Source organism: Soehngenia saccharolytica DSM 12858, assembly GCF_059568515.1.
This window is the reverse complement of the sequence record NZ_JCANTN010000018.1, coordinates 1-15,041: the sequence shown is the minus strand read 5'-3', so window position 1 is coordinate 15,041 and position 15,041 is coordinate 1. Positions and strand designations below refer to the sequence as shown.

Annotated in this window: 16 protein-coding genes; 6 read left to right on the top strand and 10 right to left on the bottom strand. The window is 35.1% G+C overall.

The window, feature by feature from the left end; all coding sequences use genetic code 11:
- The first annotated feature begins 11 nt into the window (after positions 1-11).
- Entirely contained in the window at positions 12-266 is a 255-nt protein-coding gene (locus tag BO51_RS06230; protein WP_496485000.1) for a YdbC family protein, read from the top strand.
- 29 nt (positions 267-295) lie between these two features.
- Here BO51_RS06230 and BO51_RS06225 read toward each other — a convergent pair whose 3' ends face one another.
- Positions 296-781 (bottom strand): ferritin, encoded by a 486-nt coding sequence (locus tag BO51_RS06225; RefSeq protein ID WP_496484998.1) that lies wholly within the window; start codon positions 779-781, stop codon positions 296-298.
- Positions 782-950: 169 nt separating this feature from the next.
- On the opposite strand from BO51_RS06225, the gene BO51_RS06220 reads away from it, so the two are divergent.
- The 3 genes from BO51_RS06220 to BO51_RS06210 all read left to right on the top strand — a co-directional run bounded on the left by BO51_RS06220 (position 951) and on the right by BO51_RS06210 (position 5,525).
- Positions 951-1,643: a Crp/Fnr family transcriptional regulator gene (locus tag BO51_RS06220; RefSeq protein WP_496484996.1), complete on the top strand. Its 693-nt coding sequence runs from the start codon at positions 951-953 to the stop codon at positions 1,641-1,643.
- A gap of 257 nt (positions 1,644-1,900) precedes the next feature.
- Entirely contained in the window at positions 1,901-3,703 is a 1,803-nt protein-coding gene (locus BO51_RS06215; protein ID WP_496484994.1) for an ABC transporter ATP-binding protein, read from the top strand.
- Between the two features lies 1 nt (position 3,704).
- A complete protein-coding gene (locus BO51_RS06210; protein ID WP_496484992.1) occupies positions 3,705-5,525 on the top strand; it encodes an ABC transporter ATP-binding protein in 1,821 nt (606 codons plus the stop codon).
- Here the strand turns inward: BO51_RS06210 and BO51_RS06205 are convergent.
- Genes BO51_RS06205 through gcvT form a run of 6 tightly spaced genes read right to left on the bottom strand, consistent with a single transcriptional unit; the run spans position 5,508 to position 11,881 of the window.
- A complete protein-coding gene (locus BO51_RS06205) occupies positions 5,508-6,122 on the bottom strand; it encodes a phosphatase PAP2 family protein (protein WP_496484990.1) in 615 nt (204 codons plus the stop codon). The genes BO51_RS06210 and BO51_RS06205 overlap by 18 nt on opposite strands.
- 45 nt (positions 6,123-6,167) lie before the next feature.
- Positions 6,168-7,577: a dihydrolipoyl dehydrogenase gene (lpdA, locus tag BO51_RS06200; protein ID WP_496484988.1), complete on the bottom strand. Its 1,410-nt coding sequence runs from the start codon at positions 7,575-7,577 to the stop codon at positions 6,168-6,170.
- Positions 7,578-7,586: 9 nt separating this feature from the next.
- Complete coding sequence (gcvPB, locus tag BO51_RS06195; RefSeq protein WP_496484986.1) at positions 7,587-9,041, bottom strand: aminomethyl-transferring glycine dehydrogenase subunit GcvPB; 1,455 nt, start codon at positions 9,039-9,041, stop codon at positions 7,587-7,589.
- A complete protein-coding gene (gene gcvPA, locus BO51_RS06190; RefSeq protein WP_496484984.1) occupies positions 9,038-10,384 on the bottom strand; it encodes an aminomethyl-transferring glycine dehydrogenase subunit GcvPA in 1,347 nt (448 codons plus the stop codon). The genes gcvPB and gcvPA overlap by 4 nt, the downstream gene beginning before the upstream one ends.
- 1 nt (position 10,385) lies before the next feature.
- Positions 10,386-10,769, bottom strand: coding sequence for a glycine cleavage system protein GcvH (gene gcvH / locus BO51_RS06185; protein ID WP_496484982.1), 384 nt, complete (start codon positions 10,767-10,769; stop codon positions 10,386-10,388).
- An 11-nt stretch (positions 10,770-10,780) separates the two neighbouring features.
- Entirely contained in the window at positions 10,781-11,881 is a 1,101-nt protein-coding gene (gene gcvT, locus BO51_RS06180; RefSeq protein ID WP_496484980.1) for a glycine cleavage system aminomethyltransferase GcvT, read from the bottom strand.
- Positions 11,882-12,021: 140 nt separating this feature from the next.
- Between gcvT and BO51_RS06175 the strand changes: the two genes are divergently transcribed.
- Positions 12,022-13,146: an aldo/keto reductase gene (locus BO51_RS06175; protein WP_496484978.1), complete on the top strand. Its 1,125-nt coding sequence runs from the start codon at positions 12,022-12,024 to the stop codon at positions 13,144-13,146.
- A 43-nt stretch (positions 13,147-13,189) separates the two neighbouring features.
- Here the strand turns inward: BO51_RS06175 and BO51_RS06170 are convergent, their stop codons facing one another.
- The 3 genes from BO51_RS06170 to rplM all read right to left on the bottom strand — a co-directional run bounded on the left by BO51_RS06170 (position 13,190) and on the right by rplM (position 14,568).
- Positions 13,190-13,651, bottom strand: coding sequence for a DUF1648 domain-containing protein (locus BO51_RS06170; RefSeq protein ID WP_496484976.1), 462 nt, complete (start codon positions 13,649-13,651; stop codon positions 13,190-13,192).
- 72 nt (positions 13,652-13,723) lie between these two features.
- Complete coding sequence (rpsI, locus tag BO51_RS06165; protein ID WP_463261666.1) at positions 13,724-14,116, bottom strand: 30S ribosomal protein S9; 393 nt, start codon at positions 14,114-14,116, stop codon at positions 13,724-13,726.
- A 23-nt stretch (positions 14,117-14,139) separates the two neighbouring features.
- Complete coding sequence (gene rplM / locus BO51_RS06160) at positions 14,140-14,568, bottom strand: 50S ribosomal protein L13 (protein WP_496484974.1); 429 nt, start codon at positions 14,566-14,568, stop codon at positions 14,140-14,142.
- A 216-nt stretch (positions 14,569-14,784) separates the two neighbouring features.
- Here rplM and BO51_RS06155 point away from each other — a divergent pair.
- On the top strand, positions 14,785-15,041 hold a 257-nt coding region (locus tag BO51_RS06155; RefSeq protein WP_496484972.1), incomplete at its 3' end, for a helix-turn-helix domain-containing protein.

The window sequence follows — 15,041 nt, the reverse complement described above, 5'->3', positions numbered from 1 at the left end:
GAGGTGAAAAAATGTCTGATAGTGAAAAATTAAAGTTTGAGATTATCAACAACTTAGGAACTATTTCAGAGAAATCGAAGGGTTGGAAAAAAGAACTAAATAGAGTTAGTTGGAATGGACAAGAGCCTAAATACGATATCAGATCATGGGACAGTGATCACATTAGAATGGGCAAAGGTATAACTTTGTCAGAAAGTGAATTGCGAAAATTAAAGGAATTAATAGATGCAGAGATAAGCTATTTAGACAAATTAGAGAACCAGTAAATAAATAAGCGACCTAATGGTCGCTTGTTTTATTCTCTCATCCCTAGTTCTTTGTCTAACAGCATCAAACCTTGGAAGCTTTCGTTTATCTTTTCCAGTTTAGCTACAATATCTCTAAAGTTTGCTTCTTCTTCAACCTGCTCTTTTACAAACCATTGCAAGAATTCAACTGTTGGATAGTGTTTTTCTTCTTTTGCCAATTCCAATATTGAATAAATTCTGCCAGTTACTTTCTTTTCATGTTCTAAAGCAGCTTTGAAGCAATCCAAGAATGAATTAAAATCGTTTCTTGGCTCTGGCATAGCTTGTGTCGTTACTCTTCCATCAATTTCATTTATATAGCCAAAGAATTTCATTGCATGTCCAAATTCTTCATAAGCTTGTTTTGTAAAGAAATGTGCCATACCATTCATATTTTCTGCTGCACAATATCCTGCCATGCCTAAATATAGATAGCCTGATTGCATTTCAAAATTAAATTGATCATTTAGTGCCTTTAATACTTTATCTGACATATATATCTCCTCCTATATCTTAACTAAATTTTTAATCTTAGCTATATTAGTATTACCCAGTTTTTAACTATATAATCACTCACAGTAAAAATTTGTAATGATTTCATTAATATAGATATAATTTTAACTATTTTGGGGGTATAATATTTTTATCGAGGAGGTGATGGATATGGAAATGGTCGATGTGCTTCAAAGCTCGCCACTATTTAGCGGCATGAGCTATGAGGAAATAAAGAAATCATTTGAATACCTCGACAAGAATTATGATGGCACTTATTTTACAAAGAGGTTTTTCCCAAATGACTATATAGCTATTGAGGGTTATGTGTGTGAAAATTTAGGTATAATATTAGATGGCGAAATTGAAGTTCAAAGAGAACTCCCATCGGGCAAGTTTTTGACTATTACAGGTTTTAGAAAAGGGGATGTGTTCGCTGAAAGTATAATCTTCTCACAGAAAAATGAATATCCTTCTTCGATAGTTTCAACTACTCAAAGCGAAATTCTTTTTATCTCAAGAATGGGACTCATAAAATTGATGAGTCAGAATGAAAAATTATTTGAAAATTTTGCTAGAATTCTCTCGGATAGAATTCATCTATTAAGCGATAGGGTGACCACACTGTCCCTCGATACTGCTAGAAAAAAAATAGCAAACTTGTTGCTAAAAGAATACAAAAAAACTGGTTCCTTAAATATTGTATTGCCATACAGCCGTGAAAAAATGGCACAAATTATTAATGTAACAAGGCCATCTCTTTCCAGAGAGCTTACCAATATGAAAGACGAAGGGCTTATAGACTATTATAAAAGCAAATTCACTATCAAAGATTTAGACGCTTTAGAGGACTGTTTATTGTAAATATTTCGATTGTTAAAATATTTTTAAATAATCTATTGCTTTTTTCTGGAAATTAAGTTAGAATTAATGTGGAAAGAAGAAAGGAGGTCGTGAAGATGAAGAATTTTGGAATGATAGATTTAGCTTTAAATATTGTTTTGCGGCCTATGTTTTTTGTGTGATTATTTTTAAGCCATAGGTCTATATCTGTGGCTTTTTTATTACTTACATTAGCCATGGGTCTAAGCCTGTGGCTATTTTTTTAGCGAGGTGAACATATGAAAGAATTTAAAAAAATCATGCCCTTTACAAAGGGTTTGAAATCGATTTATCTTTTTGGTATGATTTCAGTTATTGTTTCAGTATTATTTAACATCTTGCGTCCATTGGTAATAAGGACCACATTGGATTCAATATTTGGCAATTCACCAATTGAATCAAAACTCATGCTGCAAATTGTTGATTTTTTCGGAGGCAGAAGTTATCTACTTAATCACCTATGGATTATTGGAATTATAATAATATTGATAACTCTTGCGAGGGGTTTGTTTATGTTAATAAAAAACATATGCTCCTCTTATGCTTCAGAAGAAATGACTAAGAGAATGCGAGATGGTTTATATGATCATATACAAAAGCTTCCTTATGAATATCATGTAAAAGCTGATACTGGTGATCTAATTCAAAGATGTACTTCTGATGTAGATACAATAAGGAGATTTTTGGCAATTCAATTAGTTGAAATGGCTGGTTCCATTTTCATGTTGGTGCTCATTGTCGTGATAATGTTCACCATGAATACTAAAATGGCAATTATTTCGTTGGTGGTTCTGCCTTTTCTCTTCCTCTTTGCATATTATTTCTTCGGAAAAATTCAAAGGGAGTTTAGAAAAGCAGATGAAGCGGAAGCGCAAATGAGCACTGTCATTCAAGAAAATTTAACTGGAATTCGCGTAGTAAAAGCGTTTTCAATGGAAAATTATGAAATAGAAAAATTTGATGAGAAAAACCTAAAATACAAATCTCTATTGGATAAACTGATACTTAATCTCGCATACTATTGGTCCATATCCGATCTAGTAAGCATGCTTGAGGTAGCTAGCATCCTAGTAGTTGGAACTGTATTTGTCATAAGGGGAGAAATAACTCTTGGCACTTTGTTTGCGTTTATAAACTATGTAAATATGATAATTTATCCAGTTAGACAAATGGGAAGAATGCTGACAGATATGGGCAAAGCAAGCATATCCATCCAAAGAATTGATGAAATTTTGAGTGAGCCTATCGAGATTTTAAGGGAAAATGGAGAAGAGCCTGAAATCAAAGGAAACATTGAATTTAAAAATGTCTACTTCTCTTATGACGGCAAAAAAGATGTGCTTAAAGACATCTCATTTGAGGTCAAAAAAGGTCAGACTGTTGCCATAATTGGATCTACAGGTTCTGGTAAAAGTTCATTAGTCCATTTGTTGCCAAGGCTGTATGATTATGACAAGGGTTCGATAAAGATAGATGGCAGAGAATTAAAAACTATCGATAAAGCATGGATTAGAAAAAATGTTGGTTTGATTCTTCAAGAGCCATTTCTGTACGCGAGAACAATCAAAGAGAATATTAAATTCGCAAATCCAACAGTAGATGACCACTCTGTATTCAATGCTGCAAAGATAGCATCTATTGATAAAGATATTAAAGAGTTTGAAGATGAATATGATACTTTAATCGGCGAAAGAGGCGTTTCTCTGTCTGGCGGTCAAAAGCAAAGGATTGCAATAGCTCGCACTATTATCAACAACACTCCTATTGTGATATTTGATGATTCGCTATCGGCAGTTGATACCGAAACCGATGTTCAAATTAGAAAAGCGTTGAAAACAAGGCAAAACAAGGCTACCACTATTATAATATCCCATAGGATATCGACTGTGTCCGAAGCTGATTTAATCATCGTTTTAGAGGACGGAAAGATCATTGAAAAGGGCACTCACGAAGAGTTGATCAATACAGAGGGACTTTATAAGAGAATTTATGAAATCCAGTCATCTATCGAAGATGATTTAGAGTTGGAACTGGAGGTGTAGTATGGAAGATAGAGATGATGTTACTAAGAAGGTAAATATAGGGATATGGAAAAACTTCTTTAAATATTTGAAGCCGTATAAGAAAAGATTCATATTCCTAATAAGTTTAAATATAGGACTAGGATTTTTAGACAGCACTTTCCCGATGTTTACCAGATATGCCGTAGACAATTTTATTGCTAACAAAAGCTTTAAGGGCTTGCCTGTATTTATACTGCTATATGTGATAGCTGTCGGTGTATTGAGTTTAATAATATTCTTATTCATAAAATATGCTGGAGAATTGGAAAATCAAATGGCTTATGATTTGAGGAAAAAAGGTTTCCTTAAGCTGCAAGAGCTATCCCTGTCCTACTATGACAATAAGGCTGTCGGCTGGCTCATGGCAAGGATGACTTCGGATATAACAAGGCTTAGCGAAACTATTTCATGGGGATTGGTGGATTTTTCTTGGGGAATAACTGTAATGATTGGCGTTACGATTTATATGTTTATCTTAAGTCCTAAATTGGCTTTGATAACTTTAATGGTTGTACCTCCACTTGCAGTAATAAGCATTTATTTCCAGAGGAAAATACTCACCGCTCAAAGGCGAGTTAGAAAGATAAATTCTGAGATAACTGGTGCATATAACGAAGATATCCAAGGCGCTAAAACCACAAAGACCTTGGTGAGGGAAGAATTAAATTTAAATGAATTTTCAGAGCTTACAACTTCATATAAAAAGAACTCCATAAGGGCTACTGTAATTTCTTCGATATATATACCAATTGTAATAACAATCGCAAGTGTTGGCACTGCATTGGCTGTGGTTAATGGCGGCCATGAATTTCTTGCTGGAGCTATTACTTATGGGACTCTATTCGCTTTCATAACATACACCGGCCAATTTTTTGAGCCAGTAATGCAAATGGCAGCAATATTGGCAGATATGCAAATTGCACAGGCTTCTGCCGAGAGAGTTTTTCAACTTCTGGAAGAAGAACCTGCAATAAAGGATTCTCCTGAGGTAATTGAAAAATACGGCGGTTTAACGAACCTTAGAAAAGACCTTTTGCCTGAGATAAAAGGCGATGTGGAGTTTAAAAATGTGAGTTTTTCTTATAAGGAAGGAGAACCTGTATTAAAAAATTTCAACTTAAAGGTCAATGCAGGTCAAACTATAGCTCTTGTAGGCGAAACAGGCTCTGGTAAAAGCACAATTGTAAACCTATTTTGTAGGTTTTACGAACCTACTGAAGGAGAAATATTCATTGATGGCATAAATTACAAAGACATGCCTATCAAGTGGATTCACGAAAACCTAGGTTATGTGCTTCAAGCTCCACATCTTTTTAGCGGAACCATTAAAGAAAATGTTAGGTATGGAAAACTTGATGCGACTGATGAAGAGATAATTGAAGCCTGCAAATTGGTGGATGCCCATAAATTTATCATCCAAATGGAGAAGGGCTATGATACTGAAGTTGGCGAGGGCGGAGGGCTACTATCTACCGGACAAAAGCAACTTATATCTTTTGCTAGAGCGATTGTCAGAAATCCGAGATTGTTTGTGCTTGACGAAGCCACCTCATCTATTGACACTGAAACTGAGATGATAATACAAAGAGCTATAAACAAAGTATTAAAGGGCAGAACTAGTTTTGTAATTGCCCATAGACTTTCAACTATAAAGAATGCAGACAGAATACTTGTCATACACGATGGAGAAGTAATTGAAGATGGAACCCATAAAGAGCTTATAAAGAACAAGGGCTATTACTATAAATTATATACCAATCAATTTATTGAAGAAAAAAGCACACTAGAACTTGAAAAATAGGTCTTTAATTAATAAAAACAAAGCAATGCCATAGAACATGCCAAATACAACATCTGTTGGGTAATGAACGCCAAGGTATAGCCTACTAAAGCTCATTAAAATAGTGTATACACTGGCTATGATGTAAGCTTTTTTCTTAGAAGCTTGGCTTTTATTTTTGGTTAATATATATGCAATGCTGAAGGATAGACTCGCTGCAACCATAGCGTGTCCACTCGGAAAGCTATATGAGGTTTCTATTGTTTTGAAGAATTCAACTGGTCTAGCTCTCTTTATGATGTTTTTTAAAAGAGAATTTAGTCCTAAGCTTCCAAGCGAAGCTGATATAATAACGAACACATCTTTGTATTTCTTCTTGAAAAGTAAAATCAACGTGCACAATGTTATGAATGGCACCAAGAAAGAAGATGAGCCGATGAACGATATGAATTTCATGATGTTCAGCACAATTGTATTTTGATGATTGTCAAAAAACATAAGTATGCTTTCATCAAATTTTAACACAAATTTAAAGAAATTATCACCTAATGATAACATTAAAATTGAAATAAGTGCTACAATGTATATGTAGAAAGTTTTAAATAAACTTTTTTTCATGAATTTCCCCCAATTTAAATTTAGGCAGCGATAACGCTGCCTAATTTATTTTCTTTTCTTTTTAGGAACCATGTGAATGGCTTTATCGTCTAGTCCCAATGTTGCTTCAGAAAATGCTTCTGACAATGTTGGATGTGCATGTATAGTTCTTGTTATAGCTTTAGCATCCAATTTATTCGCAATGGCTAAAGTACCTTCATGAATCAGGTCGTTTGCATGAGGTCCCAGAATATGAACGCCTAGGATCATATCATCAGGCGATGCGATTATTTTCACTATTCCCTCTGCTTCACCCAATGTAACGGCTTTCCCATTTGCAGAAAACATGAATTTGCTGACTTTATACTCTCTTCCCATTTCTTTTAATTTCTCTTCAGTAAATCCAACTTGTGCTACCTCAGTCATAGTAAATACACAAGATGGATACACATCCAAGTTTATATCTGGGTTTTCTCCTAAAATTCGTTCAACTACATATTCTCCCTGAGCAGAAGCTACATGTGCAAGTTGAATACCTCTTGAGTTTACATCACCTATAGCGTAGACATGATGTACTGTGGTTTCAAAGTTTTCATCTACTTTTATACCCTTTGGTGAATATTCAATGCCCACTTTATCAAGTTCTAGGCCTTCTACGTTTGGAGCTCTTCCAGAGGCTATCAAAACATAATTACCTTCTACTGTAATCTCTTCGTCTTTTTCTTTGTACTTAGCGATAACTTTTAATTTACCATCTTCTCTTAAAATTTCTTTTGCTCTTATATCTACATAGACTTCTATGCCCTGTTTTTTCAAAGTTGGTGTCAGTCTTTTTGCAATTTCTTTATCCCCATCTTTTAAAATTCTAGATGCTAAAAGTATGACGTTTGAACCTAATTCTTTGTAGATGCTTGCAAATTCAAGTCCGATGACTCCGCCTCCGACCACAATCAAAGTTTCAGGTATCTCGTCGAGTTCTAGGAGTTCGTCAGAGGTGATGACACCTTCTAAATCAACTCCTTTTGTCTCGGTCATTTGAGCTGACGAGCCAGTAGCTATGATGATTTCATCAGCTGTGACTATTTTTTCTTCTCCATTTTTTAAAGTGACCTTTAAAGTGTTTGCATTTTCAAACCTAGCTTTGCCATCGATAAGTTCGATATTTTTATAGGAAGAGATGAGTTTTTCAACTCCTCCTACTATATTTTCGACTACTTCTTCTTTTCTTTTAAGCAAAGCTTTGCCATTCATTCTAAACCCATCTACTTCAATTCCGAACTCATTTGCCCTTCTTAAGTCCGATAAAATCTTTGCATTTGTGAAATATGTCTTTGTAGGGATGCAACCTCTATTTAAGCAAGTTCCCCCTACTCTTACATTTTCTATTAATGTCACATCTGCCCCAAGTTGAGCAGCTCGTATCGCTGCAACATATCCCCCTGGGCCAGCCCCTATTATGGCTATTTTTTTTGTCAAACAATACACCTACCCTTCGTATTTTACGATGATGTCTCTTGCTGCCTTTACTTCGTTTGGTCTCCTCACTACAGTGTTATGTGGTGCGGTCTTCAAAAGTTCTGGATTTTCTTTTGCTTCTTTTGCTATTTTCTTCATCGCTTCTATAAATTCATCTAATGTTTCTTTGCTTTCTGTCTCAGTTGGCTCAATCATAAGAGCTTCATTGATTATGAGTGGGAAATAGACTGTTGGTGGATGATAGCCGTAATCTAGCAATCTCTTGGCAACATCTAGTGTTATGACTTCACTTAATGAATCTTTTAGGCCGCCTAAAACAAACTCATGCTTGTAAACAGTATCTATTGGCAAGTAGTAATCCTCTTTCAAATGCTCTTTGAGATAGTTAGCATTTAGAACTGCCATTTGAGAAGCTTTCTTTAATCCATCGCTTCCCATGGACAGTATATAAGTGTAAGCTCTTACCAATATTCCAAAGTGGCCATAAAAATCTTTCATTTTGCCAATAGATTGTGGATAGTCATAGTCAAGATAGAATTTATCATTATCTTTTTTAACTATTGGCACTGGTAAAAATGGAACTAAGTCCTTTTTAACTCCAACTGGCCCAGAGCCAGGTCCTCCACCGCCATGTGGTGTCGAGAATGTCTTGTGCAAATTAAAGTGCACTACATCAAAGCCCATATCTCCAGGTCTTGCATACCCTAATATAGCATTGGCGTTGGCTCCGTCATAGTATAGCAGACCTCCTGCATCGTGAACTATTTTAGCTATTTCTTTTATGCCTTTGTCAAATAGTCCTAATGTGTTTGGATTTGTGAGCATCAATCCAGCAGTGTCTTCTCCAACAGCTTCTCTTAATTGATCTAAGTCTACAAGACCTTCTTTTGTCGATTTAACCTCTATGATGTCATACCCTGCCATGGCAGCGGTAGCTGGATTTGTTCCATGTGCAGAGTCAGGAACGATTATTTTGTTTCTCTTTGTGTCATTTCTGCTTTCATGATATGCTTTTATCAGCATGACACCTGTCAACTCTCCATGAGCTCCTGCGGCTGGTTGAAGTGTTATCTGATCCATACCGGATATCTCGCATAGGTAGTTTTGAAGTTCGTACATCAACTCTAGTGAGCCTTGAACACAAGATTGTGGCTGATATGGATGAATATTTGCAAAGCCATCTAGTCTAGCCATATCCTCATTGATTTTAGGGTTGTACTTCATAGTACAAGAACCTAGTGGGTAAAATCCTGTATCAACTCCGTAATTTTTGTTGGATAAATTTGTATAGTGCCTTATTACATCTACTTCTGATACCTCTGGCAGATTTAGTTCCTCTTTATTTAAAAATTCTTCAGGAATTAAACTTTCAATAGGCTTTTCTTCTATGTCTAATTCAGGCAATTTATATCCTATTCTTCCCGGTTTTGAGATTTCAAATATCAGTTTATCGTAATTTCTCATAGTATCGCCTCCAATACGCCTTTTAACTTATCTATTTCTTCTTTCTTCCTTACTTCAGTAACAGCGTATAAGGAGCTATTTTCGTATTGAGGGTATTCTTTTGACAAATCATATCCACCGATTATGCCATTTTCAAGCAATTTCTGATTGATCTCTTCAGTTGGTTTGTCTGTTTTTAATGCAAACTCTATAAAGAATGGTTTGTTGAATAATGGTTTAGCCTTGCCTGATTTGGTTAGTTCTTCATAAGCATAGTGTGCCATTTGAGCGGATTTAAGCGCCACTTCCCTAATTCCCTTTTTGCCTAGCGTCACCATGTACACAGTAGCTGCTAATGAGTTTAACCCTTGGTTTGAGCATATATTGGATGTAGCTTTTTCTCTTCTTATGTGTTGCTCTCTAGCTGTAAGCGTTAGCACAAATGATCTTTTGCCGTCCATATCTTCTGTTTGTCCAACTATTCTACCTGGCATCTTTCTGATGTATTCTTTTTTAGCTGCCATAAATCCAAGATATGGGCCTCCAAAGCTAAGAGGTATGCCAAGAGATTGTCCTTCGCCAACAGCTACGTCTACTCCTAAATCTCCAGGTTTTTTAAGTATTCCGAGAGAAATAGGGTCTACAGATGCTATTAGAGTTGTCTTTTTAACTTTGTGGGTTATCTCTGACATTTTCTCTAAATCTTCGATTATTCCAAAAAAGTTTGGACTTTGGACAATGACTGCGGCTGTGTTCTCATTCACTAAGTTTGAAAGCTCATTTAAATCAGTTACTCCGTCATCTATTCCTACTTCAATTACATTTAAACTTTGTGCATGGGCATAAGTTTTTAAAATTGTCCTAGCATCTGGCTTAACTGCTTTAGATATAATGATATTGTCTCTTTTTGAATAAGCGCATGCCATTAAAGCAGCTTCGACAACTGCAGTTCCGCCGTCATAGAGTGATGCATTTGCTACGTCCATTCCAGTAAGCTCACTTATAAGTGTTTGAAATTCAAAGATGTATTGAAGAGTCCCTTGGCTTATTTCAGGTTGATAAGGAGTGTATGCAGTATAGAATTCACTCCTTGAAATTATGTGGTTTACTACCGAAGGTATATAGTGTTCATACGCTCCAGCGCCTAAAAATGATGTTACTTTTGAAAGAGAACAATTTTTATTCGCCAATTCAGTCAAGCGATTTCTAACTTCCAACTCGCTTTTTGATTTAGGCAAATTCAATTCTCTATTCAATTTGACATCTTCAGGTATATCGCTAAAAAGTTCTTCGATGTCATTTAAGCCAAGCTTTTTAAGCATCTCTTCCACATCTTTATCTGTATGTGGTATATAAGGATACATCTTATTCCTCCTCTTCTAAAAAGCTTTCATAATCCTCGCTTGACATCAATTCATCTAATTCTGATTTATCTTTTAACTCGATCTTAGCTATCCAATTTTCAAAAGCATCTGCATTCAATAGGGCTGGATCGTCTATCAATTCTTCATTTACTTCTACTACTTTTCCACTTACTGGAATATATACATCTGCTGCAGCTTTGACTGATTCAACAGCTGCAAAAGCATCTCCTTTTTCAAACTCATCGTCTACTTCTGGCAAATCTACATATACAATATCTCCTAAATTGTGTTGAGCATGGTCAGTTATGCCTATATAAGCGTAATTCCCATCGACTTTTACCCATTCATGATCCTCTGTGTAATACAAACCTTTTAATACTTTCATCTTAAAACCCCCTATTTTTTCTTGTTTAAAAATTTTTTGCTTATTACTTGTGCTTTGCAAGGTTTATTTCTTATCATTATTTCAATAGGTGTGCCAATTTCTGCAAATTCTGCTTTTATGAGTGCATTGCCTATATTTTTCTTTAATGTCGGCGAGTGGTATCCAGTTGTGACATGCCCTATCTTTTCGCCATCTTTGTACACTTCATAGCCCTCTCTTGGTATCCCTCTGTCTACCATTTCAAAGCCTACTAATTTTCTTTTTAAGCCCTCTTCTAGTTGTTTTCTCAGGGCTTCTTTACCAATGAAGTCCGACTGTTTATCTAATTTGACGAAGTATTTAAATCCAGCTTCTAAAGGTGTTATTTCATCATTAAATTCATGTCCATACAGTGGAAGCGATGCTTCGAATCTCAGCGTGTCTCTGCATCCAAGTCCTGCAGGTTTAATATTTTCTTCTTCTCCTGCCTTTAGAATTTCTCTCCATACTTTAACGATGTCATTTTTATCAGTGTAAATTTCAAATCCATCTTCCCCAGTATAGCCTGTTCTGGAAACCATGGCTTTTACTCCTGCAACTTCTATTCCATCCACAAAGTGGAAGAATTTTAAGCCATTAAGGTCGTAATCGTTAAGCTTTTGCAATACTTTTTGTGCTTTGGGCCCTTGAAGTGCGACTTCACCCACATTGTCAGAGATGTTTTCTATCTCAACTTCGAAACTGTCCATATGTTTTAAAATCCAGTCATAGTCTTTATCAGTGTTTGCAGCATTCACAACTAAGTAAAGGTAGTTTTCATTGTAGCGATAAACCAATAAGTCGTCTACTACTCCTCCGTTTTCATTGCACATCAGCGTGTAAATAACTTGATTGTCTGTCATTGTGCTTATGTCATTTGTCATGAGATAATCGACAAATTTAGTAGCATCTTTGCCCTTTACGGTTATTTCTCCCATATGAGATACATCAAATAGTCCGCAATCGTTTCTAACAGCTTCATGTTCAGCAACTAAACCTTCGTACTCGACTGGCATGAGCCATCCTGCATACTCGACAATCTTACCGCCGAGCTTTAAATGTTCATCGTAAATAGGCGTTTTTTTTGCACTCATTTAATCACTCCTTCATTTTTTATGATATAATTAGTACACAAGTATTCTACCCTTAGAGCTTTGATATTAAACTTTACTTTCCAGTAGAATATTTAAAATATGGAATTTATTAGCTTCATTATACATAAGGGGGTATTGTAATGCAATATAGTTATTTTACTAACGACAGGTTAAAGGTTTCACAATTAGGCTTCGGATGTATGCGATTTCCTATATTAAATGGAGATCAAAAGGCGATTGATGAAGAAAAAGCAAGGGAAATGCTTATTTATGCTATTGAAAATGGTGTAAACTACATCGACACAGCTTATCCATATCATGGAGGAATGAGCGAAAAATTTGTTGGGAAAGTGTTAAGTGAAGGATACAGAGATAAAGTGTATTTAGCAACTAAAAATCCTGTGTGGTTAGCCAATGCCAAAGAAGATTTCATGAAGTACCTTGATGAACAGCTTGACAATCTAAAGACAGATCACATAGACTTTTATTTGCTGCACTCTTTAGATGCTGAAAGATTTGACAAAATAGTAGATTTGGAAGTATTTGACTTTGTTAAAAAAGCTAAAGACGAAGGGAAAATAAAATACATCGGTTTTTCATTCCACGATGAGTACGAAGTATTTGAGAAAATTGTCGACAGCTATGATTGGGACTTTTGCCAAATTCAACTTAATTACTTGGATAGGGATTACCAAGCAGGCCTGAAAGGGCTTAAATACGCTAAAGACAAGGGATTGGATGTAGTTGTCATGGAACCTGTAAAGGGAGGAAAACTTGCTAAAGCTCCTGAGAAAATAAAAAATGTATTTAGCAGAGCAAATGTTGATAGGTCGCCTGCTCAATGGGCACTAAAATGGGTGTTAGATAAAGAGGAAGTTTCAGTTGTTTTAAGTGGAATGACCACACTAGAGCAGGTAAAGGAAAATATTGCTGTGGCCAGTGAAAATACAAAACTAACTCCTGATGAAATCAAATTAATTGATGAAGCTACAAAGATATATAAAGATGGTTTCAAAGTTGGATGTACTGCTTGCGAATACTGCATGCCTTGCCCATCTGGTGTAAATATTCCGAGGGTGTTTGAGTTATACAACAATGTGTATGTCTTTGATGAGCTAGACGAGTCTAAAAGGATGTACCAAAGGTTGATTGAAAACAATATGGATGCATCAAACTGTGTCGAATGCGGAAGCTGCGAAGCAGTTTGCCCTCAACATTTGTCAATTATAGAATTATTAAAAGAGGCTGATAAAGTATTGAGATAAATTTAAGTGGTTCTTCTGTAATTAGTAAGAAGAACCACTTTTTTTATTTCACTCTATGTAGTTTTATTAAATGATAGATTAAATTGCCAAATATCAAAATCAACATGATCGGTAAAAATATTGTTGGTAAATTAGTCATGTGGATCGAATTTATAGTTAAGAATGAAAAAATTATTACAAGCATTAGTTTTAGAGTTTTTATCATATCATATAATGTACTATACACTCTGTAAGCATTCTCTTCAGTTACTTTAACTCCAGTGTTCCATGCTTTTGGAAACCTTTCTAACACACTTATTCCGATAAACATTATCCAAGCTATGATAGGCAGAACAATGAGTTCATATTTGCTTCCCCATCTGTCGATGTTTCCTAATGCATCATAATGGCCTGGTATTTTATCGGGTAAATTGTTCCAGCTAATCAAAAGGTAAATACTCGTGCCAAACAACAATGCAATGCACATTATATCGATAATATAGTATTTTATTCTCTTAATCGACATGATTACCATTCCTTTGTTATATAAATATATATTTTAAAAAAGCTAGATTGTTCATACAATCTAGCTTTAATATTATCTCTTTGAGAATTGTGGGCTCTTTCTTGCTTTTTTAAGACCATATTTCTTTCTTTCTTTCATTCTAGGGTCTCTAGTTAAGTGACCAGCTTTCTTTAACAATGGTCTTAGTTCAGGGTCAGCTTCAATCAATGCTCTTGCAATACCATGTCTTATTGCTCCAGCTTGACCAGTAAATCCTCCACCGTGTACATTTACTAAAACATCATATTTATCTAAAGTTTCAGTTACTACCAATGGTTCTTTTGCAATGGTTCTTAGTGTTTCATAGTTAAAGTATTCTTCAATGTCTCTGTCGTTTACTTTAACCTTGCCGTTTCCAGGAACCAATCTAACTCTAGCAACTGAAGTTTTTCTTCTTCCAGTTCCAGCATATTGCGCTACTGCCATTTACTTATCCTCCCTTCCATTAACTAAAATTCGTATAGTTCTGGTTTTTGAGCTTCGTGTTTGTGCTCAGGTCCACTGTATACTTTTAATTTCTTAAACATTTGTCTACCTAATGTATTCTTTGGTAGCATCCCTTTTACTGCCAATTCGATGATTTTTTCAGGATTTTTTTCAATCAATTGGTTGTATGGAACTTGTTTAAGCCCTCCAGGGTATCCAGTATGATATGTGTAGCTCATTTGATTTATTTTATTTCCAGTAAATTTAACTTTTTCAGCATTTATTATTATTACATAGTCTCCTGTATCAACATGAGGTGTGTATATTGGTTTTTTCTTTCCTCTTAATATAGAAGCAACTTCTGAGGCTAATCTTCCTAATGGTTTGCCTGTAGCGTCTATTACGTACCACTTTCTTTCAACTTCTTGTGGCTTTGCCATGTAGCTTTTCATCTATTTCCCTCCCTACTACGATTAATCATTTATATTCAAATTAATATGGGTTGTGTTTATAAAAAGTTCCGGGCTCTTTTTAAACACTCTTATATATTCTAATACATGTAAAGGTGCATGTCAAGCAAATCACAAAAAATAATATAAATATTCTATGATAATGTCATATTAAATTTAATCTGATAAAATGTCAGTATGAGAGAGGAGATTTTTAATATGACCCAAAAGGAAATAACAAGACTTAGGGTTATTAACCAAACTATTGATGGAGTATTAACTATTCGTGAAGCTGCTGAACTTTTAAACCTAAGTGAACGCCAAGTATTAAGGTTAAAGAAAGGAGTTGTAGAACAAGGACCTGCGTTCATTATACACAAAAATCGAGGTAGAAAGCCTAAGCATGCTATTGCGGATGATATTAAATCTTTAATTGTTGAACTTAAAAAAACAAAATATGAAGAAGCTAATTTTAG

What these genes read in the sequence shown, in the direction of transcription:
- BO51_RS06175 (WP_496484978.1), top strand. Translation starts at nt 12,022, where the DNA reads ATGCAATATAGTTATTTTACTAACGACAGGTTAAAGGTTTCACAATTA.
- rplM (WP_496484974.1), bottom strand. Translation starts at nt 14,568, where the DNA reads ATGAAAAGCTACATGGCAAAGCCACAAGAAGTTGAAAGAAAGTGGTAC.
- gcvPB (WP_496484986.1), bottom strand. Translation starts at nt 9,041, where the DNA reads ATGAGAAATTACGATAAACTGATATTTGAAATCTCAAAACCGGGAAGA.
- BO51_RS06170 (WP_496484976.1), bottom strand. Translation starts at nt 13,651, where the DNA reads ATGTCGATTAAGAGAATAAAATACTATATTATCGATATAATGTGCATT.
- gcvPA (WP_496484984.1), bottom strand. Translation starts at nt 10,384, where the DNA reads ATGTATCCTTATATACCACATACAGATAAAGATGTGGAAGAGATGCTT.
- BO51_RS06220 (WP_496484996.1), top strand. Translation starts at nt 951, where the DNA reads ATGGAAATGGTCGATGTGCTTCAAAGCTCGCCACTATTTAGCGGCATG.
- rpsI (WP_463261666.1), bottom strand. Translation starts at nt 14,116, where the DNA reads ATGGCAGTAGCGCAATATGCTGGAACTGGAAGAAGAAAAACTTCAGTT.
- gcvH (WP_496484982.1), bottom strand. Translation starts at nt 10,769, where the DNA reads ATGAAAGTATTAAAAGGTTTGTATTACACAGAGGATCATGAATGGGTA.
- gcvT (WP_496484980.1), bottom strand. Translation starts at nt 11,881, where the DNA reads ATGAGTGCAAAAAAAACGCCTATTTACGATGAACATTTAAAGCTCGGC.
- BO51_RS06210 (WP_496484992.1), top strand. Translation starts at nt 3,705, where the DNA reads ATGGAAGATAGAGATGATGTTACTAAGAAGGTAAATATAGGGATATGG.
- BO51_RS06230 (WP_496485000.1), top strand. Translation starts at nt 12, where the DNA reads ATGTCTGATAGTGAAAAATTAAAGTTTGAGATTATCAACAACTTAGGA.
- BO51_RS06215 (WP_496484994.1), top strand. Translation starts at nt 1,901, where the DNA reads ATGAAAGAATTTAAAAAAATCATGCCCTTTACAAAGGGTTTGAAATCG.
- BO51_RS06205 (WP_496484990.1), bottom strand. Translation starts at nt 6,122, where the DNA reads ATGAAAAAAAGTTTATTTAAAACTTTCTACATATACATTGTAGCACTT.
- BO51_RS06225 (WP_496484998.1), bottom strand. Translation starts at nt 781, where the DNA reads ATGTCAGATAAAGTATTAAAGGCACTAAATGATCAATTTAATTTTGAA.